Raw genomic sequence first — 20,184 nt, 5'->3', positions numbered from 1 at the left:
GCAGATGCAACTCGATTCCAGCATTGCCGCCGTCGTCACCGGCGGCGCCTCGGGCCTGGGCGCAGCCACCGCGCGCCGGCTCGCGGGCCACGGCGTGAAAGTCGCGCTCTTCGACCTCAACGCCGAACAGGGCGAGGCGCTGGCGAAGGAACTCGGCGGCATCTTCTGCAAGGTCGACGTCACGTCGGAGGAACAGGTGGACGCCGCCTTCGCCAAGGCACGTGCGGCGCACGGCCAGGAGCGCGTGCTCGTCAACTGCGCCGGCACCGGCAACGCGGTGAAGACCGCCAGCCGCGACAAGGCCACCGGCGAGATCAAGCACTTTCCGCTCGCGAATTTCGACCGCATCATCCAGATCAACCTGGTCGGCACCTTCCGCTGCATCGCCAAGTCGGCCGCCGGCATGCTCACGCTCGACATGCTGGAAGACGGCGAGCGCGGCGCCATCGTCAACACCGCCTCGGTGGCCGCGCAGGACGGGCAGATGGGCCAGGCGGCCTACACCGCATCGAAGGCCGGCATCGTCGGCATGACGCTGCCCATCGCGCGCGACCTCATGAGCGAGGGCATCCGCGTGAACACCATCCTGCCGGGCATCTTCGACACGCCGCTGCTGCAGGGCGCGCCCGACAACGTGAAGGCCGCACTCGCGGCATCGGTGCCGTTCCCGAAGCGACTGGGCAATCCGGCGGAATACGCGACGCTGGCGGAACTGATGATCACCAACGGCTACTTCAACGGCGAGAGCGTGCGGCTCGACGGGGCCATCCGGATGGCGCCGCGCTGAGCGGGCCCCGCACTCACACAGATATATACAGACAGGAGAACTCCCCATGCGCGAAGCATTCATCGTCGCCGCCGCCCGCACCGCCGGCGGCCGCCGCAACGGCCGCCTCGCCGGCTGGCACCCGGCCGACCTCGCAGCACAGGTGCTCAACGCGCTGGTGGACCGCACCGGCGCCGACCCCGCGCTGGTCGAGGACGTCATCATGGGCTGCGTCGACCAGGCCGGCGAGCAGTCTTCCAACATCGCGCGCAATGCGGTGCTGGCCTCGAAGCTGCCCGAGTCGGTGCCGGCCACCTCGGTTGACCGGCAGTGCGGTTCGTCGCAGCAGGCGCTGCACTTCGCGGCGCAGGCCGTGATGTCGGGCACCATGGACATCGTGATCGCCGCCGGCGTGGAGAGCATGACGCGCGTGCCCATGGGCATGCCCGTCACGCTGCCGCTGAAGAACGGGCTGGGCTTCTACGTGAGCCCGCTCATGGCCAGGCGCTACCCCGACGTGCAGTTCAGCCAGTTCACCGGCGCCGAGATGATCGCGAGGAACTACGGCATCGAGAAGGACGAGCTCGACCGCTACGCGCTGGAAAGCCACAAGCGCGCCATCGCCGCCACCAAGGCCGGCCACTTCGAGCGCGAGATCGTGCCCGTGGCGGTGCGCATGGCCGACGGCACCGAGCCCGGCGAGCAGCACACGGTGGACGAAGGCATCCGCTTCGACGCCACGCTGGAGAGCATCGCCGCCGTGAAGCTCATCGCCGAGGGCGGGCGCTGCACCGCGGCCACCGCCAGCCAGATCTGCGACGGCGCCAGCGGCCTGATGGTGGTGAACGAGCGCGGCCTGAAAACGCTGGGCGTGGAACCCCTCGCGCGCATCCACCACCTGAGCGTGATGGGGCACGACCCCGTGATCATGCTGGAGGCCCCGCTGCCGGCCACGGAGCGCGCGCTGAAGAAGGCGGGCATGAAGATTTCCGACATCGACCTGTACGAAGTCAACGAAGCCTTCGCGCCGGTGCCTCTGGCGTGGCTGCAGACGCTGGACGCCGACCCCGCGCGGCTCAACGTGAACGGCGGCGCGATCGCGCTGGGGCATCCTCTGGGCGCGTCGGGCACCAAGCTCATGACTACGCTGGTGCACGCGCTCGGCCAGCGCGGCAAGCGCTACGGTCTTCAGACCATGTGCGAGGGCGGCGGCATGGCCAACGTGACCATCGTCGAGCGGCTGTGAGCATCGCTGGCGCCGACGGGGCTCCGCAGCCGTGCTGCGGACGCGGCGCCGTGCAGTCCATAGCCCGTTTCCGGGAGGGCGAGGCCCGGCGGATGCCAACATAATCGGGGGCCATGGGCGCCTCGCCAGCCATTCTCGATCCCCGTTCCATCATCCTGCTCGCCGGCGTCATGGGCGTCATGATGGCGCTCGTGGTGTTCTTCATGCGGCGCAGCTATCCGCGCAGCATCCAGGGCCTGGGGGAGTGGTCGCGCGCGCCGCTGGTGGCCTTCGTGAGCACGCTGCTCTTCGCGGCGCGGGGGTACTTCCCCGACTTCCTGACCATCGTGGTCGCCAACTTCGTGCTGTACCAGGCCTGCATCCTGTACTACGCCGGCAGCCAGAAGTTCCTGTTCGGCCACGGCGACACGCGGGCCTGGACGGTGCTCAACTGCGGCCTGGCGCTGGTGCTGTTCTGGTTCGGCATCCTGAAGCCCGATTTCGAGGTGCGCCTGCTGTTCGTCACGGCCGCGGTGTCGGCGCTGTTCTTCCGGCATGCGCTGCTGTACATGCGCCACACGGGCCACGTGTTCGGCAAGCGCCTCATGACCGGGCTGCTGCTGGCGCAGGCGCTGGTGGCGGGGTTGCGCTTCGTGTCCGTGGTCGCCGGCATGGCGGGCAGCGGGCTCATGGAAGGCAGCTGGGTCCAGTCGATCTACATCAGCATGTACTCGTTCACCGTGCTGCTGCTGTCCATCGCCGTCATCCTGATGGCCACGGACCGCGTGCACACCGAGTTCGAATACCTCGCCACGCGCGACCCGCTGACCGGCGCGCTCAACCGCCGCGCCGTGCTCGATGCCAGCGAGCGCGCCTTCTCCTCGGGCGAGCGCGGCGGCGCGCTGCTGATGGTCGACCTCGACCACTTCAAGGACATCAACGACCGCTTCGGCCACCAGATGGGCGACGCCGTGCTGCGCGAGGCGGTGCGCCGCATGCAGCGCGCCATCGGCGACAAGGGCGTGCTCGGCCGCTACGGCGGCGAGGAGTTCGTCGTGCTGCTGCCCGAGGCCGGCCAGGCCGAGGCGATGGAGATCGCGGCGCGCCTGAGGCATGCCATCGGCGAGCCCTTCCCGGCGGACTCGATCATGGCCGTCGTCGGCTCCATGGCCGCGAGCATCGGCGTGGCGGCCGGCGCGAGCAGCACAGTCGGCTCCAGCATCGACGACGTGCTGGCGCTGGCGGATGCGGCGCTGTACCGCGCGAAGGCCATGGGGCGGGATCGGGTGATCGCGGCGGCCTGAGCGGCTTCATTCCGCGGCTTCGGCGTCGATGCGCTCGGCGTTGCACCTCGCACAGTAGCGGGCTGCAGGCGTACGAAGCGGCGTGTTGCACACGTGGCATGGCGGGCCGTAGAGGCTCAGGCGGTGATGCAGGATCGCATTCGGATTGGTTTCCTTGAAGCCCGTGATGCGTTCGTACGCCGCCACCGTCAGGTAGCCGAGGCCGCGCTCCCGGGCTTCGGCGAGGCTGCAGCCGGTTTCCTCGCGGTATCGATTCATCTGCGCGATGTAGCTCATCGGATGCGCGAGCTGCCACTCTTCCTCCGTGAGCATCGGCATGTCGGTCTGGCAGCGCCAGCAGTAGAGAGTGCGGGGCATGGTGTGAATTCAGGTGGAAACCATGGCGCTCATTGCCCCAGGTAGGCCTCGACCGCCGGCCCCCACAGGTCCTGTCGCACGATCAGCATGTGGCCGTTCACGCCGGGAGCCAGCGTGTAGGCCTCGAATCTGCCCTGGCCACCTGCGGCCGTGAACGCTTCGAAATTCATCCGGCTGTGGGCCATTGCGTAGAAGCTGTCCTTCTCGCCATACAGCCAGAGCGTGGGGCGGGGAAATACCGCGCCTCGCCTGAAGCTCACCGGATTGATCGCGTCGGCCGATCTGTTGGGGCACTGGTCGCTCATCCATCCGCCGACGAAGTTGATCGCACCGCGGAACACGCCCGGCCGGGTGCCGGCATAGGCGATGGCGAGGATCCCGCCGCGCGAATGGCCGGCGATCTCCATGCGCCGGGTGTCCACCTCCGGATTCGCCTGCAGCCATGCGACGGCTGCGTCGATGTCCGCAAGTGCGTGCTCGAAGCCGGCCAACGACAGGCCCGGATCGCAGCTGTAGTGCTCGCGCTTCGGTGTGAAGCCCTCGTCGTAGAGCCCGTCCGACTGGCCGCGCCCGCGTCGCTGCGGAAATGCGACCAGCCAGCCGCGCTGGGTGAACCATCCGGCGAGGCGCTCGGGTGCCCAGGTTTCCTTGAAGAGCGCCGGGTTGTTGCCGATGCCGGTGGAGCCGTGGTTGAACACCACGGTCGGAAAAGGCCCCGTGCCTTCGGGCTTGTAGATCACCATTTCCAGCGTGACCGGCGCACCGCCCTCGACGAATGGCGTGGGCACGCGGACCGTGCTGCGTTCCTGCGCCCAGCAGGAAACGGCAGCGAAGGCGAGCGAGACGGCGAGCGAGACGGCGAGAGCGAAGAGTTTTTTCATTGCACGGGCATCCCTGACGATCTGCCGCATTCTGCCCTCGGCCCCCAGCCGCTACCCCGCAGTGCGCGCTCCCCGCCTCGGTCTCCACCCTGCCGCGCCGCTCGCCAGCACGATCCCCGGCACCACCAGCGACAGTGCCACCAACGCCGCCCCGGTGACAGGCTCGTTCATCCAGGCCGCGGCGCCCAGCGTCGTCAGAACCGGCACCAGCGCCGCCGAGAGCGAGGCACGCGGCGCACCCAGCCGCGCGACGGCGACCATGTAGACCACCAGCCCGAGCAGGCCGGCGACGACGCCCTGCGTCGTGGCCTGCAGCGCAACGTCGGGCCATGGGGCCGTCAGCAGTTTCGGCACTCCGGCGAAGGGCAGCACGAGCATCGACAACAGCAGCGTCGACCAGCCATTCACGAATGCCGCGCCCTGCCATGGCGTAAGCCCGCAGTGCGCGAACGCGAGCGAGTGCGCGGCCCACAGCATGGCCGCAACGAGGAAGAGCAGGTCGCCGCGCCAGCCGGTCGAGCCGGTGCCGCCGCGAAAGCTGTCTGCCGCGAACAGCGCCATGCCGATCGCGATGCAGGCCAGGCCGGCGAGCCTGATGCCTTCGATCTTCTGCCGCTTGTGCAACCATGCGCCAACGGCCGTGAAGAGCGGCAGGCTGCCCGCCATGAAGATGCCCATGTGGCTCGCGGGTGCCCATTGCGCACCGGCGAGCACCAGCAGGCCGAAGGGCAGTCCGCCGCCGGCGACGAGCACGGCGAGCACGGGCAGCGATGCCTTCGGGGCGATGCGCTCGCGGCCGAACCACAGCGGCATGAGCAGAAGTGCAGGAATGCCGTAGCGAAGCAGCGCGAGGTCGATCGGTCCGAGCGTGGTGGTCACGCCGTGCCGCGACACGAGTTGCCAAGCACTGCCGATGAAGGAGGCGGCCAGCGCGGCAAGCAGGCCGGTGAGGAGGTTGCGATCCAGCATCGCGGCGAGTCTCGCGACCGCGCCGGCTGGCGGCTATCAAATTCGTGCGCCGGCCCTCAGGCCAGAGCGCTGCGGGCTTCGCCCAGCGTCACGTCCACTTCGTGCCTGAATACCGCCCCCAGGTGGCTCTGGCTGCAGTAGCCGAGGTCGTGCGCGATGCCGGCGAGATCGGTGTCGCCATCGGCCAGGCGTTCCAGGGCGGAGGCGATGCGCAGATGCTGGCGGTACTGGTGAAGGCTCAGGCCCGTCTGTTGGCGGAAGCTGCGTGCAAGGTGGAAGGGGGAGCGAGAGACCGCGTCCGCGAGTTCGTGCAATGAAAGCCGTGCCTCGCGATCGGCGGTTTCCGCGAGCAACCGCTTGGCGTTCGCGACCGTGCTGGTCAGCGGCATCTGCCGGCGCGATGTCTCGAGTTCGGCGACCAGCGACGCGATGGCCGGTGCACCGCCGTCGCCTGCGCGCAGCTGGCGTTGCGCCAGGTGAATACGGTACAGCGACCTCGGTGAGAGCTGGCAGAACGCAGGCGCGGCATCGGAACGCGCCGGCCGGTGCCGGCTGACCACTACGCTTTGCCGCATCGCGCGCACCACGGGACGCAGCTGATAGACCATGGCATCGACCAGATGCATGGCGGTCAGTGCGTCGACCTGCCAGGTGCTGTCGCCCCAACGCACATCGAGCACCGCGCGACCTGCAGGGAAGATGATGCGGCGCGATTCGATCGTGTAGGGGCCGCTCCAGCCGGGCTCGTCCTTCGCATGCGAGCGCAGGTGCTCCACCGTGAAATCTTGTCCGGCGTAGAGGAGCGTGCGGTCGTGGGGCATGGCTTGACCATTTTGCGCGCCGGCTCACCCTTTATCCAGCAGACCACGGCCAGCGCAACGGTCGGAATCGCGAGGCGAGCAAGATGAGCGCCGTGCGCGCCAAGCGCCGCGCTCAGATGCCCACGAACTCCGCCACCTCCGACAGCGCCGCCCGCTCGGTCACCAGCGCGTCGATCGGCCGGCTGCGGTCCGCGTAGCCGATGGCCATGCCGGTGAAGAGCATGCGCTCGGGCGGCAGGCCGATGAAGCTGCCGATGGTCTGCGGGTAGATCGCCCAGCATTCCTGCGGGCAGCTGTCCAGGCCCTCGGCGCGCAGAAGCAGCATCACGTTCTGCAGCAGCATGCCCAGGTCGGACCACTGCGGCGGGCCCATGCGGCGGTCGACGCTGCAGAAGAGCGCGAGCGGTGCGCCGAAGAACTGGTAGTTGCGCGCGAACCATTCGCGGCGCGCGGCCTTGTCCTCGCGCGGAATGCCCAGGCGCGCGTACATCGCCTCGCCCACGGCGAAGCGGCGGTCGCGGTAGGGCGCGACCAGCTCGCGCGGGTAGATGTCGTACTCGCTGCCTTCGCCGGCGGGCGCTTCCTTCACGCGCGTGCGCATGATGGCCTTGAGCTCTGCGAGCTTCTCGCCGCCCACCACGTGCAGGTGCCAGGGCTGCAGGTTGCCGCCCGAAGGCGCGCGCAGCGCCTGTTCGATCACACGGCGGATGACTTCGCCGGGCACCGGCGTGTCGAGAAAGTCGCGCACCGAGCGGCGGGTGGCGATGGCGTCCTGAACGTTCATTCCAAAGTCCTCTTGGGGATCGATGCTAGGGGCAACCCTCGGATGGCCTCAATCGTCCGTTCCGACGATGCCGCGCGGCATGGCCCCTGCCTAGCATCCGCCCAGCGTACAGGAGACAAGACATGTTCGGATTGATGCAAGACCGCCCGCTGCTGATCTCGTCGCTCATCGACTATGCGGCCACCTTCCATCCGCACGCGGAGATCGTGGGCCGCACGGTCGAGGGGCCGGTGCACCGCACCGACTACGCGCAGATACAGCGCAGCGCCAAGCAGGTGGCCAATGCGCTGAAGACGCTGGGCATCGAGCCCGGCGACCGTGTGGGCACGCTCGCCTGGAACACCTGGCGGCACCTCGCGCTGTACTTCGGCGTGTCGGGTTCGGGCGCGGTGCTGCACACGGTGAACCCGCGGCTCTTTCCGGAGCAGATCGACTACATCGTCAACCACGCGGAAGACAAGGTGCTGTTCTTCGACACCACCTTCGCGCCGCTGGTGGAGAAGCTCGCGCCCGCGCTGAAGTCGGTGCGCGCCTTCATCGCGATGACCGATCGCGCGCACATGCCGTCCATCGACGTGCCCAACCTGCTGTGCTTCGACGAGCTCGTCGGTTCGCAGAGCGAGAGCTACGACTGGCCCGAGTTCGACGAGCGCACCGCGTCGTCGCTCTGCTACACCTCGGGCACCACGGGCAACCCGAAGGGCGTGCTGTATTCGCATCGCTCCACCGTGCTGCATTCGCTGATGGAGTGCGCGCCCGACACCTTCGGCGTCAACTCGCAGATGACGCTGCTGCTCGCGGTGCCGATGTTCCACGCCAACGCATGGGGCATGCCGTACGCGGCGGCGATGACCGGCATGAAGCTGGTCATGCCCGGCCCGCACATGGACGGCCAGAGCCTCTACGAGCTGATGCGCGACGAGAAGGTCGGCTTCTCGCAGGCTGTGCCGACCATCTGGCTGATGCTGTTCCAGTACTTCGACGCGCACCCCGAGATCGACACGCGCGCCATCGGCCTGAAGCGCATCGGCGTGGGCGGCGCGGCCACGCCGCGCAGCATGATCGAGCGCTTCGAGCGCGACTTCGGTGCCGACTTCGTGCAGGGCTGGGGCATGACCGAGACCAGCCCCATCGGCGTGATCGGCAACCTGCTGCCCAAGCACCTGTCGATGCCCAAGGAAGAGCAGATGCGCGTGAAGATGCGCCAGGGCCGCGGCGTGTGGGGCGTGGAGCTGAAGATCGTCGGCGAAGACGGCCAGCGCCTGCCGCACGACGGCAAGGCCTTCGGCCACCTGCACGTGCGCGGTCCGTGGATTGCGAGCGGTTACTTCAAGGGCGAGGGCGGATCGGTGCTCGATGCCGAAGGATTCTTTCCGACGGGCGACGTCGCCAACATCGACGAGGACGGCTACGTGCAGCTCGTCGATCGCGCGAAGGACGTCATCAAGTCGGGCGGCGAGTGGATCTCGTCCATCGATCTCGAGAACGCGGCGAGTTTGCACCCGGCGGTGGCCGAGGCGGCGGTGATCGGCATCGCGCATCCGAAGTGGCAGGAGCGTCCGCTGCTCATCGTGGTCAAGCGGGCGGGCATGGAAGCCACGCGCGAGGAACTGCTCACATTCCTCGCGGAGCGCGTCGCGAAATGGTGGCTACCGGAAGACGTGGTCTTCGTCGACAGCCTGCCGCATACAGCCACCGGAAAACTGCTGAAGACGAAGCTGCGCGAACAGTTCAAAGGTTACGTTGCGACGACATCTGTTTGACAGTTCGGTGACTTGTTCGATTTTTCTGTGGACAACTCTGTGAGTTGTGGGTGGAGGTGGAGAGGCGAAGCGAGAACTGGCGTGGCTTCCCACCACGTTGCCTGTTGAATAGGCAGCGGCTCGCGAGGCGCGGAGGCGGGCGCAGATGTATACAAACGGGGCCTGGCACACGCTTGTCGCCGTCGATTGACGGGGGTAGATCGGACGGCTACATTCCAGACCGCTTCGCGACCAGCGAGGCCAGGTTTGACAGCCTGAAAGAACCGCGGTGAAAGCCGCATTCCGCAATTGGTTTGCGGCTTTTGCCATTCCGGCTTCCTTTTGGCGGCTCGGATGGGAGGGCTCGCGCCCTGCCGGTTTCGCCTAGCGGTTCCCGGTCTGTCAACCTGTTCGAGCCGCCGCCTTCGTTTGACAGCGGATGCGGCGGTTGCAGCAAAGCCGAACCGACAGGGAGGGCCGACATGGCCGATTCATCAAGTACCGCGCAAACCACAAGCGCGGAGTTCAAGCCGTTCGCATGGAACCCCGTTCACGGGCTCGACAATGAGCAGCGACGGCGTGCCTTGTTCCTCAACGACGCGCGCGACGTGATCGACGGCGCGCACACGCTGATGCAGCTGCTCGCATGGGACGAAGGCCGCCGCGATGCAGCGCGGCCCTTGCTCGACGAAGCTCATCGCTCGTCGATCCAGCGCCTGCTGATCGCGTCGCTGGGCATGCTGCACGCCGGCATCGAAGGGCAGTGCGAAGCGCTCCAAACGGCGCGGATGTAGGCAAGCAGCGCGCAACCGACCGGGCCTCGGGCCCGGTCACCGAAATTCAGGATGCCGCGAAATCACCTGGTTGCGCCGCGCGCGAGCTGCGCACGCCCGAACGGCGTGATGCGCTTGATCACCGCAAGCTCCTGCGGCCCGCCGTCGGCATCCTTCCAGGCCAGCGCGGGGCTGATGACCGCATCGACGAAGCCGGCCTGCTTCAGCGCCTCGACGCAGCCGATCTGCTGGCGGTCCTGCACGCGAAGGGGGAAGGCCGAACGTTCTATGGCGCGCAGGTAGTCGAGCGGCTCGAGCTTCGACTTCGACGCCTTCTTCGGCGATGCGCCGGTGCCTTCACGGCCGCGCAGCCTCTCGATCTCGGCATGACCGTCGTCGGTGATGCAGACCACCAGCGCGGCCTGCGCCAGCCTGTAGCTGCCGTGCCCCGTGTCGTAGGCCGGATCGATCGCGGCCTCGATGAGGCCGGTCGCCTTCAGGACGGAGACCCGACGCACGTCCTGCGCGTCGGTCACGTGCATCGGCAGGCGAGCATGCTCCAGATGGAGGAGGTAACTGAGCGGCACCGAAAAACCCCTGTGTGCACCTCCCTCGCCATCGACGCCGCCCAGAGCCGTCGAGCCCAGGCAGGAGCGGCGCGAACGCCTTCCGGCTTCCTGGACGACTCATGAGCCCCGGCGCGATCCGTTCCACGAAGGGGCCGGCCGGGGAGGGGGTGAATTGTGAATATTTGTCAATATTCTTGTGCGTCCCAGGGGCGGGCGCCATCACCGAAACAGGGTAGTTCCTCCGGCCAGTCTCCGGAGCGCCGGGGTGTCCGGGGTGTCCGGTTCGGGCCGATCAGTGCTTGTGGCCGCCGTGCCCCGCAGGCTGCGCGGAGGCGTTCAGCGCCCGCACCGGCGCCTTCACCTCGACCGATTCGCGCTTGCCGTCCTTGCCCTCGAACACCAGCGTGAGCGGCACGGTGTCGCCTTCCTTCACCTGCTGCTTGAGGTCGAGCAGCATCACGTGATAGCCGCCGGGCTTGAGCTCGACGGTCTTGCCGGCGGGCAGCTCGAGCGCGGGGATCTGGCGCATGCGCATCACGTTGTCCTGCATGGCCATCTCGTGCACCTCCACGACGGGCGTGACGGGCGAGCTGGCGGAGACCAGCTTCGCGTCTTTCGCGGCGCTGATCTGCATGAACGCGCCGGTGGCCTTCTGCTGCGGCACGGTGGCGCGCACCCAGGCGTCACTCACGGTGACCTGCGCGTTCGCGGCGTGCGCGGTGAGCAGCGCGGCGCTGGTGATGGCGAGGATGTGTGCAATGCGGTTCTTCATGGTCATGGTCGGTATCTCCTTGGATTTGAATGATGGAAGTCAGGCCTGCAGGATCCTGTGCAGGTCGTCGGCGCATTCCTGCGCGCTCTGCTCATGGCGCAGCACGATGCGGATCTTGCCCTTGGGGTCGAACACATAGCTGAAGGCCGAATGGTCCATGGTGTACGAGGAGCCGGTGGGCACCTTCCGGTAGAACACCTTGAAGTCCTTCGCGGTCTGGCTGGTGCGCTGCATGTCGCCGTACAGGCCGATGAAGCTCGGGTCGAAGGCCTGCGTGTAGGCCTTGAGCACGACGGGCGAATCGCGCTCGGGATCGACGGTGACGAAGATCACCTGCAGGCGCTCGCCGTCGGCGCCGAGCAGCTTTTTGATCTCTGCCGCGCGCACGAGGGCGGTGGGGCAGACGTCGGGGCACTGCGTGAAGCCGAAGAACATCATCACGGCCTTGCCCTTGAAGTCGGCCAGCGTGCGCTCGCGGCCGTCGGCATCGGTCAGGCGGAAGTCCTGCGCATAGTTGGCGCCGGTGATGTCGACGCCGTTGAAGCGGGCGGGCAGCAGCCTGTCGCAGCCCGCAAGGCTCGCGACGGCTGCGAGGCCGCCCGCGGAAAGCAGCAGGCGCCGCCGCTGCATCGGAGGGTGGGATTCGTTTCTGGTCATTGGATGGACTCGCTCCGGCGCCTGCAGGAGGCGCCGATGGATTCGTTGCAGGAACGCGCGCAGCGGAAATGAACGACGGGCCTCGTCGGGAGGCCCCTGCATCACGCGCGCGAAAACTGGGGAAGAAGCCTTAGAAGAGCGAGGGAGGCCCGCGCGCCGGCAGCGGCGCGGTGGCGACCGCCGCAACGTGCGCCGACGGAACCGGCCGCACCACGCGGGCCAGCGGCGCGAACGCCGGCAGCTCGATAGTGGGCGTGGTCGCGGGCGGCGCGCCGCTGAGCACGCACAGCGGGCAGTCCATGTGGCCCGCGCCCATCTCCTGCACGCCGTCGTCGCCATGGACGATGGCCTTGACCGACCCGGCGCTGGAGCAGACCAGCTCCACCGTCTGCGGATGCACGAGCGGGGAGGCGATGGCAACGCCGAGCGAGAGCGCGAACCACAGCAGCGCCCAGCGGATCAGGCCGACACCCGGCCGCGGCAACGCCATGCCGGCGGGGCGGCTGGGCGGGGCTCGGAAAGGCGGCGCAGGCATCGCCGGAGATTATCGGCCAGTGCCGCGCCGCAAAGAAAAAAGCCTTGCAAGTCGTTGACCTGCAAGGCTTTTTCGGTTGTTTTGGTGGCTCTTCACGGACTCGAACCGCGGACCTGTGGATTATGATTCCATCGCTCTAACCGACTGAGCTAAAGAGCCGTTCGGTGAGTTGCTCACCGAGCCCGCGATTATAGCCCAGTCTTTCGCGGCCGCTCAACCACCCGACGGCAACCTGCCCAATTCTTCCGAAACCAGCCGAACGATCAGCTTGTCCAGCGTCTGCACCGAGTAGTTGCCGACGTCGTGCACGGTCTGCGTTCCAGAGCCGCTCGCCGGGTTGGCTGCGTCCTTGTAGGTGAGGAACACGAAGCGCCCGCCGGTGTACTGCGCGATCTGGCGCTGGATGTATTCGCCCTGCTTGTCGAGCCCCGACGCGCCCACGCTGAACACCTTGATGCCCTTGCCCAGCGCGGCGACCATGTCGTCGTCGTACTGCGGGCCGCCGTAGTCGAGGTGCGGCGGCGCGTCGGCCAGCAGCACCACGAGACGGGTGGTGTCGTTGCCGCGCCAGCTGAGCTTGTGGACGGTCTCGTTGAAGGCCTCGTTCATCGCCTCGGGATAGTCGCCGCCCCCCGCTGCGCGCAGCGCGTCGAGCACGCCCTGGAAGGCGTTCAGGTCGTTGGTGAAGTCGTGGCGGCGCACCAGGAATTCGTCGCCGCGGTCGCGATACGCCACCAGCCCGAAGCAGGTGTCGGGGCGGCTCGGCAGGCGGGCAACCTGGTCGGCGATGGTGCGCAGCGTGGCCTTGAGCTTGGCGATCTCGTCGTCCATGGAGCCGGTGGCGTCGATCAGGAAGACGAGGTCGAGCTTCGCACGCGCGGGCACGGCGCCGGGCTTGCCGCCTAGCACCACGTCGACCGCGTTCTTCTGGCCGCGCTGCAGGAAGGCGGTGCCCAGTCGGCCGTTCTTGCGCACGGTGACTTCATAGACCGCGCTCTGCGCCTTGTCGAAGGCGTTGGGGTGCAGCCATGCGCGCCCGCCTGCGTCGGTGCGGGCCCACATCGCGGCGCCGTTGGCGGCCTGCACCGCCACTTCGGCATCGGGCACGACGGCACCACGCGCGTCGCGCACCTGCAGCAGGTAGCGCGCGCTCACGTCGCGCTCGCGATGCGGCACCTGCGTGCGGCCGTGGAAGGCCAGGTATTCGCCGAAGTCGGCGTTGTCGTCGACCATGCCGGCGGTGACGGATTCGTTGGCGGGGCGCTGGGCCTGCACGGGTGCTTGAAGTTCGGCGGGCGCGCGAATCGCTGGTGCGACGGGCGCGATCGAGGCCGGCGGCGCTTCGGCGATGGCGTCGGCAAGAGCCGCCCCGGCCGGCGCCGATCTGGCCGCAGGCGCCGGCATCGGCTTCGGCGCGGTGGGCGAGGGCTTCACCGAAGGGCTGGCCCTGTATTCCTTCGACGCTTCGGCGTACCTGCGTTCTTCCAGGTTGCCGGAAACGCGCGGCATGCCCGGCGTCTCGTAGGTCCGCACAGGCCGTGCGCAGTGCGTGGCGGAGGGCGCCTCGAAGTTCGGCGCGGCCCGCGTCGGCAGCGCGCGGCTGTCTGGCGCGGGCGTCGGCCAGCGCACGGAGCTTCCGAGGGCGGGCATTTCCGTGGCGCTGCTGGCGCCCAGAAGCAGTTGGGCGCACAGCAGCACGGCGAGCGGGCGGCGAAGGCGGGGAGCGAAAGGCTGGGTCATGAAGGCACTCCGGGTGATGGGGTGCTGGCTGATACGGCCGGCCTTCGCGAACGGGGTTGGTCGGCCGTGAATTTATTTGCCGCCCCGAACCCCGATGCGCCTCTTGGCCCGTACAAGCTCGGGTGAAAATCCTCCGATGTCCGCGCTTCCCCGCGCCCCTTCAGCCAAGAACGCCCCCGAGCGCGAGGCCATGCCCGACGATCAGTTGATGCTGGCCTACGCCCAGGGCGACGCCGCCGCGTTCGACGTGCTTTACGCGCGCCACGAGGGCGGGCTGTTCCGCTTCGTCAAGCGGCTGCTGGGCGCGCGGCTCGTGGCACAGGCCGACGAGGTGTTCCAGGACACCTGGGTGCGCATCATCTCGGCGCGCGAGAGCTTCTCGCCGCAGGGCGCGGCATGGCGCACCTGGGCCTTCACCATCGCGCACAACCTGGCGATGGACCGGCTGCGCGTGAGCGGGCGCGAAGTGGCGCTCGAAGCGCACGCGGACGACGACGACAGCCCCGTGCCCACGCTCGAACACGGCGTGCCCGGCGCGGCAGCCGATGCGGCGTCGCATCCCTCGGCCGAGGAACTCGCGTTCTGGCGCGCCGCGGGCCGCCGCCTGCTCGCGTGCCTCGACGAACTCCCGGCCGAGCAGCGCGCCGCGTTCCTGCTGCACCATGAAGACGGCCTCACCGTCGAGGCGCTGGCCGCGAGCCTGGAGATCGGCTTCGAGACCGTGCGCAGCAGGCTGCGCTACGGCCTGCAGAAACTGCGCGGCTGCATGGAGCGCTACCTGTCGGTGCTGGAGAAGCGGGCATGAGCGGCGGCAACGACAACACCGGATTCGACGACCTGCGCGACCCGTCGCTGCGCCGCGCGCTCGACCACGCGCCAGACAGCGAGGCCACGCCGCATCCGCGCACGCGCGAGGCGATCCTGAAGATGGCGCACAACCTCGCTGCCGCCCCCGTCGATGCAGGAGCGGCGGCGAACAACGCAAGTGCCGCGCCCTGGTGGCGCCGCCTCTTCGGCGGCGGCGAACCGCATGCGCGCATGCCGTGGAACGCCGCCTTCGCCACCGTGCTGGTGGCGGCTTTCGTGACGGTGCTCTGGCACAAGGAACCCGTGCCGGATGCGCGGCTCGATGGCGAGGCGCGCGTGGGGGAAGCGACTGCACCGGCTCCGGCACAAGCGCCTGTCGCGCCGCCTGCACCTGCTGCACCGAAGCCAGCCGAGCCTCCCGCAGAGGCTGCCGCCGCGCAGGCAGAGACGCAGCCAGCACCCGCAGCAGCAGCGCCGGCACCCGCAAGAGCGCCCGCAGCAGCAGCGCCCGAATCGGGACAGCGTGCCAGGATTGCGCGCGAGTCGGCAGACTCGTCCGCCAAACGGGCACCCAAGGAGGCCGCCAACACGGCTAGCGCGGATGCCGTGCGGAAAGCCGAGCCGGCGCCTCCGCTGTTGCAGGCGGCACCTGTTGCTCCGGCTCCCGTCGCGCCGCCCGCGCCATCTGCGTCGATCGCACCCGCTCCGCCGCCTCCGGCCGTGGCCGAGCAGGCTGCACCGGCACCGTTGCCCGCGCCCATCGCGCGCGATGAGCGTCGGGAAGCACAGGTGGAAGGCGAACAGCGGCGCCGTGCCTACGCGGCGGGTGCGCCTGCGGCGGCCGCCCCGGCAGTGCCGCCGGCTGCCGTCGTTCCTGCGCCCGCACCTGGCGCCGCGCCGGCGTATCGCGAACCGCTCCAGGATTCCGCGCCTGCGCTCGCCCAGCAGGACAACGCCGTCGCGAGTGCCTCCGGCGCGATGCGCCCATCCGCACCGGCCCCGTCAGCGGCCAAGGCCATCGCGCCGCGGACCGCGGCGCCTTTCTCGGCGCTGGATCGATGGACTTCCCTGGGCTTCACGCGCAACGGCGAGAGCGCGCGCCGCGAGCGCGGCGACATCGAAGGCCTGGCGGCGCTGGTCGGCACCGTCGCACGATCGGCCACGGCGCCCGACGAACTGCTGGCCGCGCCGGTGGAGGCGCGGCTCGAACTCTATCGGGGCAAGTCGGTGGTCGCGGTGCTGGAGATCGCGGGCGACCAGGTGCGCTGGACGCCGCAGCCCGGCGGCGCCGCGCTGGTCGGCACGCCGCCGGCCCAGGCGCTCGGCGCGCTGCGTTCGCTGCTGCAGCGCTGACGGGCGGTTCCGCCGTCAGGCGTTCTTGAAGTCCGGCTGGCGCTTGGTCAGGAAGGCGTCCATGCCTTCCTTCTGGTCCTGCGTGGCGAACAGCGCGTGGAACAGGCGGCGCTCGAACATCACGCCGTCGCTCAGGCCGCTCTCGAAGGCGCGGTTGACCGATTCCTTGGCCGCCATCACCGAGACCTGCGAGAAGCCGCAGATCACCAGCGCCGCGCCCAGGGCTTCGTCGGCGAGCTTCTCGAAGGGCACCACGCGGCTGACGAGGCCGGCGCGCTCGGCTTCGGCGGCGTCCATCATGCGGGCGGTGAGCACCATGTCCATGGCCTTGCTCTTGCCCACCGCGCGCGGCAGGCGCTGCGTGCCGCCGGCGCCGGGGATCACGCCGATCTTGATCTCGGGCTGGCCGAACTTGGCGTTGTCGGCCGCGATGATGAAGTCGCACATCATCGCCAGCTCGCAGCCGCCGCCCAGCGCGAAGCCGGCCACCGCGCCGATCACCGGCTTGCGGATCGAGCGGATGGTTTCCCAGTTGCGCGTGATGTAGTCGCCCTTGTAGGTGTCGATGAAGCTGTACTTGGCCATCGCCGCGATGTCGGCGCCGGCGGCGAAGGCGCGCTCGCTGCCCGTGAGGATGATGCAGCCGATGGCGTCGTCGGCGTCGAAGGCCTTGAGCGCCTGGCCCAGCTCGGTCATGAGCGCGTCGTTCAGCGCGTTCAGTGCCTTGGGGCGGTTGAGGGTGATGATGCCGACCTTGCCAGCTTCGGTCCGCACTTCGATGTTTTCGTAGCTCATGGTGTCTCCGGGGGGAACGGGAAAGGGGAAGAAAAACGCGCTTCACTATACCCAGCATGGCCGGCGGGGTGATCCGCGGCGATCTGCTTAAATTGAGAATTGCTCTCATCTAGAATGCCCGCCATGGAGTTCCCGATGCAAGAACATGCCGTGTTGCTGCGGGCCTATGCCCGCGTGCAGGAGCGCTGCTCGCGCCTGCTGGTCGAACAGGCCGCGCTCGTCGAGCGGCTGGAGGCGCAGATCGTGCGGCTGCGCGGCGCACTGGTGGCGAGGGATTCGGCCATTGCCATCGTGCGAGAGGAGCTCGCGGCGCGCGCCTCGGCAGGCGGTGCGCTGCCCAAGCGGCTCAGTGCGCTGCTGTCGCCGGGCAGCAAGCGCCATCTCGCGGTGCCGCCGCAGTCTCAGGCACCGGCCGATCTGCGGGAGAAGGCCGTGCTGTGCATCGGCCACGAGGAAGAGGCGCAGACGCCTTCGCTCGCGCGCCAGCTGGTCGAGATCGCCGGCGGCCGCTACCTGCATCACGACGGCGGCGATGGTGCGGCGGACGATCCCGCGCTCGAAGCCAGCCTGCGCGCGGCCGACCTCGTGATTTGCCAGACCGGCTGCGTGAGCCACGGCGCCTACTGGCGCGTGCAGGACCACTGCCGGCGCACCGGCAAGCCCTGCGTGCTGGTGGGCGAGCCGCAGCCGATGATGTTCGTGAGGAACCCGGCCGCGGCGGAAAGCGCCTGATGAGCGATCTGGCGGCCTGTCAGGCCAGCCAGTTCGTCACCTTGCTCGCGTCGTGCGAGAACAGGCGCCAGGTCGTCGCGCCGGTCGGCAGCACCAGCGGCAGCCTGATCAGCTTGCGGTCGCGCGCCACGATGGCGGTGCACTTCGCCGCATCGCCCAGGTAGAGCGCCAGATCGTCGAGCTTGGCGATGCGCCAGGCCTGCGCCGGCCGCTGCTGGCCCTTCCTGCCGGCTGCGGGCAGCTCGACGCCGATCCACTCGTCGTTCGCGCAGAAGCCGGCCTTCTCGGCGGCGCCGCCGCGCAGCACCACCTTCACCTGCACGCCGCCGTTGGCCTCGGCCACGCGCAGGCCCAGCGCCTGAGCCGGCTGCGACGGGTCTTCGAGCGTGGCGATGCCGTGCACGCGCAGCAGCTGCGAGAGCGGCAGTTCCTCCGTGGAATGCACCCAGCGCGCCAGCTCCAGCGCGTACGATCGGCCGCCCACGGCCTCGAGTGCGGCGGCGATGTCGTCCTCGGAGATCGGCCCGCCATTGCTCTTCGTCCACAGCAGGCGCATCACGTCGTCGAGTGAGCCCTTGCCTTCGTGGCGCAGCGTGAGGTCCAGGCACAGCGCCACCAGCGCGCCCTTGGTGTAGTAGCTCACCGTGCTGTTGGGCGTCTGCTCGTCCTGGCGGTAGTACTTGACCCAGGCGTCGAAGCTCGCGTCGGCCACCGGCTGCACCAGCCGGCCCGGCGTCTGCATGACCTGGTTGATGGTCTTGTTCAGCAGGCGCAGGTAGGCCGCGTCGTCGATGCGGCCCGCGCGGCGCAGCAGCAGGTCGTCGTAGTAGCTGGTGAAGCCTTCGAAGAACCACAGCAGTTGCGTGTAGTTCTCCTGGCTGTAGTCGTAGCGCGCGAACTCGGCCGGCCGCATGCGCTTGACGTTCCAGGTGTGGAAGTACTCGTGGCTGATGAGCCCCAGCAGCGTGGTGTAGCCCTCCGCCTGCTTCTTCTTGTCGCCGCGCTGCGGCAGGTCGCGGCGGTTGCAGATCAGCGCGGTGGAGTGGCGGTGCTCGAGCCCGCCGTAACCGTCGTCGACCACGTTGAGCATGAACACGTAGCGGTCGATCGGCGGCTTCGCACCGCCGCGCTTGCCGACCTTGTCGCCGTGCCAGAAGCGCACCTCGGCCTCGCAGATGGCCTTGGTGTCGGCGATGAGCCTGTCGCCGTCGAACGATGCCGCAGCACCCGCCACCACGAAGCGGTGCGGCACGCCGCAGGCCTCGAAGTCGGCGCTCCAGAAGGCGCCCATCTCGACGGGGCTGTCGGCCAGCTCGTCGTAGCCCGATGCCTTGTAGCTGCCGAAGCCGTGCTTGTCGGCCTTCAGCGGCACGAGCGCGGTGGCGCACGACCAGCGCGCAGCGTCGTCGGCCACGGCAGGAGCGACGATCTCCAGCGCATGCGGCGATTCAGTCTGCCCTTCGACGCGCAGGCACACGCTGGTGCCGTTGAAGAAGCCGCGCTCGGCGTCGAGCCAGGCGGTGCGCACCGAGTTGTCGTAGGCGCAGACCTGGTAGTTCAGCACCAGCGGCTGGCCGGGCGTGCATTCGACCAGCCAGCTGCACTTGTCGAGCTGCGTCAACGCCGGCTTACGGCGGCCCTGCGTGGCGCGCAGGCCCTGCAGGTTCTTGGCGAACTCGCGAATCAGGTAGCTGCCCGGAATCCACACCGGCAACGACACGCGCTGCTGCGCGGCCGGCGCGTCGATGGTGAGGGTGACCGCGAACAGGTGCGCGTGCGGGTCCGCGCATTCGACGCGATAGCGCACGCCCGCCGCGTGCTGCGCCTGAGCTTTCGTCGCCATCAGCTGGACGACGCGGCGAGTTGCTTCTCGACCTGCTCCGCGGGAATGGCACCCGGCGTGCGCGTGCCGTCGCTGAAGATCAGCGTGGGCGTGCCGGTGATGTTGTACTTGCGGCCGAAGTCGACGTTGCGCTGCAGCGCGGTCACGTCGCAGCTCGCGGGCGCGGTGGCCGGGCGGGTGCTCGATTCCATCCAGTCGCCCCAGGCCTTGCCCTTGTCCTTGCTGCACCAGATGTCGCGCGACTTGACGTTCGAATCGGGGCCCAGCACCGGGTAAAGGAACAGGTACACGGTGACGTTGTCGACCGTCTTCATGTCCTTCTCGAAGCGCTTGCAGTAGCCGCAGTTCGGGTCCTCGAACACCGCGAGCTTGCGCTTGCCGTTGCCGCGCACGATCTTGATCGAGTCCTTCAGCGGCAGCTGGTCGAAGGCGACGGCGCTGAGCTTCTCGACGCGCTCCTCGGTCAGGTTCTTGCGCGCCTTCACGTCGATCAGGTTGCCCTGGAAGAGGTAGTTGCCCTGCTCGTCGGTGTAGAAGATCTGCGAGCCGTTCACGCGCACTTCGTACACGCCCGGGATCGGCGACTTCGACACCTCGTCGATGGCCGGGAACTGCGGAATGCGCGCCGGCAGGTTCTTGCGGATCTCGGCCTCGCCTGCGGTGGCGGCCACGACCGCGCCGAGCGTGCAGGCGGCGAGGAGAAGGTTGCGTACGAATGTCATCGGGTGTCCGTTGGTTCGGTCGGAATTCGGTCGGAGT

The 20,184-nt window shown here is 68.7% G+C and carries 21 protein-coding genes and 1 tRNA gene; 8 read left to right on the top strand and 14 right to left on the bottom strand.

The genetic code is table 11. The features are described 5' to 3' along the window. Positions 1 to 4 precede the first annotated feature (4 nt). The 3 genes from FHT32_RS04865 (at position 5) to FHT32_RS04855 (ending at position 3,295) form a co-directional block, all read left to right on the top strand. Positions 5 to 787, top strand: a complete 783-nt coding sequence (locus tag FHT32_RS04865; protein ID WP_019656316.1) for an SDR family NAD(P)-dependent oxidoreductase — start codon at positions 5 to 7, stop codon at positions 785 to 787. 46 nt (positions 788 to 833) lie between these two features. Then, on the top strand, positions 834 to 2,012 hold the full coding sequence (locus FHT32_RS04860; protein WP_176663469.1) for an acetyl-CoA C-acetyltransferase: 1,179 nt from the start codon (positions 834 to 836) through the stop codon (positions 2,010 to 2,012). Between the two features lie 113 nt (positions 2,013 to 2,125). Beyond that, positions 2,126 to 3,295 (top strand): GGDEF domain-containing protein, encoded by a 1,170-nt coding sequence (locus FHT32_RS04855; protein WP_176663468.1) that lies wholly within the window; start codon positions 2,126 to 2,128, stop codon positions 3,293 to 3,295. Positions 3,296 to 3,301: 6 nt separating this feature from the next. Here the strand turns inward: FHT32_RS04855 and FHT32_RS04850 are convergent, their stop codons facing one another. From FHT32_RS04850 to FHT32_RS04830, 5 genes are all read right to left on the bottom strand, one after another. Beyond that, positions 3,302 to 3,652: a hypothetical protein gene (locus tag FHT32_RS04850; RefSeq protein ID WP_176663467.1), complete on the bottom strand. Its 351-nt coding sequence runs from the start codon at positions 3,650 to 3,652 to the stop codon at positions 3,302 to 3,304. Between the two features lie 29 nt (positions 3,653 to 3,681). Next, on the bottom strand, positions 3,682 to 4,533 hold the full coding sequence (locus tag FHT32_RS04845; protein WP_176663466.1) for a dienelactone hydrolase family protein: 852 nt from the start codon (positions 4,531 to 4,533) through the stop codon (positions 3,682 to 3,684). A 51-nt stretch (positions 4,534 to 4,584) separates the two neighbouring features. Then, positions 4,585 to 5,502 carry a DMT family transporter gene (locus tag FHT32_RS04840; protein WP_176663465.1) on the bottom strand — a complete coding sequence of 306 codons (918 nt, stop codon included), beginning with the start codon at positions 5,500 to 5,502 and terminating at the stop codon, positions 4,585 to 4,587. Between the two features lie 56 nt (positions 5,503 to 5,558). After that, on the bottom strand, positions 5,559 to 6,323 hold the full coding sequence (locus FHT32_RS04835) for an AraC family transcriptional regulator (RefSeq protein ID WP_176663464.1): 765 nt from the start codon (positions 6,321 to 6,323) through the stop codon (positions 5,559 to 5,561). A 112-nt stretch (positions 6,324 to 6,435) separates the two neighbouring features. Then, the gene (locus FHT32_RS04830) at positions 6,436 to 7,107 is read right to left on the bottom strand and encodes a nitroreductase (RefSeq protein WP_176663463.1); all 672 of its coding nucleotides are present in this window, start codon (positions 7,105 to 7,107) and stop codon (positions 6,436 to 6,438) included. A gap of 122 nt (positions 7,108 to 7,229) precedes the next feature. On the opposite strand from FHT32_RS04830, the gene FHT32_RS04825 reads away from it, so the two are divergent. After that, positions 7,230 to 8,870 (top strand): 3-(methylthio)propionyl-CoA ligase, encoded by a 1,641-nt coding sequence (locus FHT32_RS04825; protein WP_176663462.1) that lies wholly within the window; start codon positions 7,230 to 7,232, stop codon positions 8,868 to 8,870. Positions 8,871 to 9,331: 461 nt separating this feature from the next. Then, complete coding sequence (locus FHT32_RS04820) at positions 9,332 to 9,643, top strand: hypothetical protein (protein WP_176663461.1); 312 nt, start codon at positions 9,332 to 9,334, stop codon at positions 9,641 to 9,643. A gap of 62 nt (positions 9,644 to 9,705) precedes the next feature. Here FHT32_RS04820 and FHT32_RS04815 read toward each other — a convergent pair whose 3' ends face one another. From FHT32_RS04815 to FHT32_RS04790, 6 genes are all read right to left on the bottom strand, one after another. Continuing rightward, positions 9,706 to 10,209, bottom strand: a complete 504-nt coding sequence (locus tag FHT32_RS04815) for a hypothetical protein (protein ID WP_371132128.1) — start codon at positions 10,207 to 10,209, stop codon at positions 9,706 to 9,708. A gap of 274 nt (positions 10,210 to 10,483) precedes the next feature. Next, the gene (locus FHT32_RS04810; protein WP_371132135.1) at positions 10,484 to 10,963 is read right to left on the bottom strand and encodes a copper chaperone PCu(A)C; all 480 of its coding nucleotides are present in this window, start codon (positions 10,961 to 10,963) and stop codon (positions 10,484 to 10,486) included. A gap of 39 nt (positions 10,964 to 11,002) precedes the next feature. Continuing rightward, the gene (locus FHT32_RS04805) at positions 11,003 to 11,620 is read right to left on the bottom strand and encodes an SCO family protein (RefSeq protein ID WP_176663459.1); all 618 of its coding nucleotides are present in this window, start codon (positions 11,618 to 11,620) and stop codon (positions 11,003 to 11,005) included. A gap of 130 nt (positions 11,621 to 11,750) precedes the next feature. Beyond that, entirely contained in the window at positions 11,751 to 12,110 is a 360-nt protein-coding gene (locus FHT32_RS04800) for a DUF2946 family protein (protein ID WP_176663618.1), read from the bottom strand. A gap of 127 nt (positions 12,111 to 12,237) precedes the next feature. Beyond that, positions 12,238 to 12,314, bottom strand: a tRNA-Met gene (locus FHT32_RS04795). 54 nt (positions 12,315 to 12,368) lie between these two features. Further along, positions 12,369 to 13,895, bottom strand: coding sequence for a VWA domain-containing protein (locus FHT32_RS04790; RefSeq protein WP_176663458.1), 1,527 nt, complete (start codon positions 13,893 to 13,895; stop codon positions 12,369 to 12,371). Between the two features lie 136 nt (positions 13,896 to 14,031). Between FHT32_RS04790 and FHT32_RS04785 the strand changes: the two genes are divergently transcribed. After that, positions 14,032 to 14,700, top strand: a complete 669-nt coding sequence (locus tag FHT32_RS04785) for a sigma-70 family RNA polymerase sigma factor (RefSeq protein ID WP_176663457.1) — start codon at positions 14,032 to 14,034, stop codon at positions 14,698 to 14,700. Further along, positions 14,697 to 16,055 (top strand): hypothetical protein, encoded by a 1,359-nt coding sequence (locus tag FHT32_RS04780; RefSeq protein ID WP_176663456.1) that lies wholly within the window; start codon positions 14,697 to 14,699, stop codon positions 16,053 to 16,055. The genes FHT32_RS04785 and FHT32_RS04780 overlap by 4 nt, the downstream gene beginning before the upstream one ends. A 15-nt stretch (positions 16,056 to 16,070) precedes the next feature. On the opposite strand, the gene FHT32_RS04775 is transcribed toward FHT32_RS04780, so the two are convergent. Then, a complete protein-coding gene (locus FHT32_RS04775; protein ID WP_176663455.1) occupies positions 16,071 to 16,850 on the bottom strand; it encodes an enoyl-CoA hydratase in 780 nt (259 codons plus the stop codon). Between the two features lie 135 nt (positions 16,851 to 16,985). On the opposite strand from FHT32_RS04775, the gene FHT32_RS04770 reads away from it, so the two are divergent. Further along, positions 16,986 to 17,582: a DUF2325 domain-containing protein gene (locus tag FHT32_RS04770; RefSeq protein ID WP_256098864.1), complete on the top strand. Its 597-nt coding sequence runs from the start codon at positions 16,986 to 16,988 to the stop codon at positions 17,580 to 17,582. 19 nt (positions 17,583 to 17,601) lie between these two features. Here FHT32_RS04770 and FHT32_RS04765 read toward each other — a convergent pair whose 3' ends face one another. Further along, positions 17,602 to 19,425: a M61 family metallopeptidase gene (locus tag FHT32_RS04765; RefSeq protein ID WP_176663453.1), complete on the bottom strand. Its 1,824-nt coding sequence runs from the start codon at positions 19,423 to 19,425 to the stop codon at positions 17,602 to 17,604. Further along, positions 19,425 to 20,147 carry a DsbC family protein gene (locus FHT32_RS04760; protein ID WP_176663452.1) on the bottom strand — a complete coding sequence of 241 codons (723 nt, stop codon included), beginning with the start codon at positions 20,145 to 20,147 and terminating at the stop codon, positions 19,425 to 19,427. Before FHT32_RS04760 ends, FHT32_RS04765 begins: the two co-directional genes overlap by 1 nt. Positions 20,148 to 20,184 lie beyond the last annotated feature (37 nt).

This window comes from Variovorax sp. SG517, assembly GCF_013376045.1.
Classification (GTDB): Bacteria; Pseudomonadota; Gammaproteobacteria; order Burkholderiales; family Burkholderiaceae_C; genus Variovorax.
This window is presented reverse-complemented; position numbering and strand designations above follow the sequence as displayed.

Excerpts from the sequence above, each read along its gene's own strand:
- FHT32_RS04855 (WP_176663468.1), top strand. The coding sequence starts at position 2,126 with ATGGGCGCCTCGCCAGCCATTCTCGATCCCCGTTCCATCATCCTGCTC.
- FHT32_RS04825 (WP_176663462.1), top strand. The coding sequence starts at position 7,230 with ATGTTCGGATTGATGCAAGACCGCCCGCTGCTGATCTCGTCGCTCATC.
- FHT32_RS04770 (WP_256098864.1), top strand. The coding sequence starts at position 16,986 with ATGCAAGAACATGCCGTGTTGCTGCGGGCCTATGCCCGCGTGCAGGAG.
- FHT32_RS04850 (WP_176663467.1), bottom strand. The coding sequence starts at position 3,652 with ATGCCCCGCACTCTCTACTGCTGGCGCTGCCAGACCGACATGCCGATG.
- FHT32_RS04805 (WP_176663459.1), bottom strand. The coding sequence starts at position 11,620 with ATGACCAGAAACGAATCCCACCCTCCGATGCAGCGGCGGCGCCTGCTG.
- FHT32_RS04820 (WP_176663461.1), top strand. The coding sequence starts at position 9,332 with ATGGCCGATTCATCAAGTACCGCGCAAACCACAAGCGCGGAGTTCAAG.
- FHT32_RS04790 (WP_176663458.1), bottom strand. The coding sequence starts at position 13,895 with ATGACCCAGCCTTTCGCTCCCCGCCTTCGCCGCCCGCTCGCCGTGCTG.
- FHT32_RS04865 (WP_019656316.1), top strand. The coding sequence starts at position 5 with ATGCAACTCGATTCCAGCATTGCCGCCGTCGTCACCGGCGGCGCCTCG.
- FHT32_RS04810 (WP_371132135.1), bottom strand. The coding sequence starts at position 10,963 with ATGAAGAACCGCATTGCACACATCCTCGCCATCACCAGCGCCGCGCTG.
- FHT32_RS04835 (WP_176663464.1), bottom strand. The coding sequence starts at position 6,323 with ATGCCCCACGACCGCACGCTCCTCTACGCCGGACAAGATTTCACGGTG.
- FHT32_RS04760 (WP_176663452.1), bottom strand. The coding sequence starts at position 20,147 with ATGACATTCGTACGCAACCTTCTCCTCGCCGCCTGCACGCTCGGCGCG.
- FHT32_RS04780 (WP_176663456.1), top strand. The coding sequence starts at position 14,697 with ATGAGCGGCGGCAACGACAACACCGGATTCGACGACCTGCGCGACCCG.
- FHT32_RS04840 (WP_176663465.1), bottom strand. The coding sequence starts at position 5,502 with ATGCTGGATCGCAACCTCCTCACCGGCCTGCTTGCCGCGCTGGCCGCC.
- FHT32_RS04775 (WP_176663455.1), bottom strand. The coding sequence starts at position 16,850 with ATGAGCTACGAAAACATCGAAGTGCGGACCGAAGCTGGCAAGGTCGGC.
- FHT32_RS04830 (WP_176663463.1), bottom strand. The coding sequence starts at position 7,107 with ATGAACGTTCAGGACGCCATCGCCACCCGCCGCTCGGTGCGCGACTTT.
- FHT32_RS04800 (WP_176663618.1), bottom strand. The coding sequence starts at position 12,110 with ATGGCGTTGCCGCGGCCGGGTGTCGGCCTGATCCGCTGGGCGCTGCTG.
- FHT32_RS04845 (WP_176663466.1), bottom strand. The coding sequence starts at position 4,533 with ATGAAAAAACTCTTCGCTCTCGCCGTCTCGCTCGCCGTCTCGCTCGCC.
- FHT32_RS04860 (WP_176663469.1), top strand. The coding sequence starts at position 834 with ATGCGCGAAGCATTCATCGTCGCCGCCGCCCGCACCGCCGGCGGCCGC.
- FHT32_RS04785 (WP_176663457.1), top strand. The coding sequence starts at position 14,032 with ATGTCCGCGCTTCCCCGCGCCCCTTCAGCCAAGAACGCCCCCGAGCGC.
- FHT32_RS04765 (WP_176663453.1), bottom strand. The coding sequence starts at position 19,425 with ATGGCGACGAAAGCTCAGGCGCAGCACGCGGCGGGCGTGCGCTATCGC.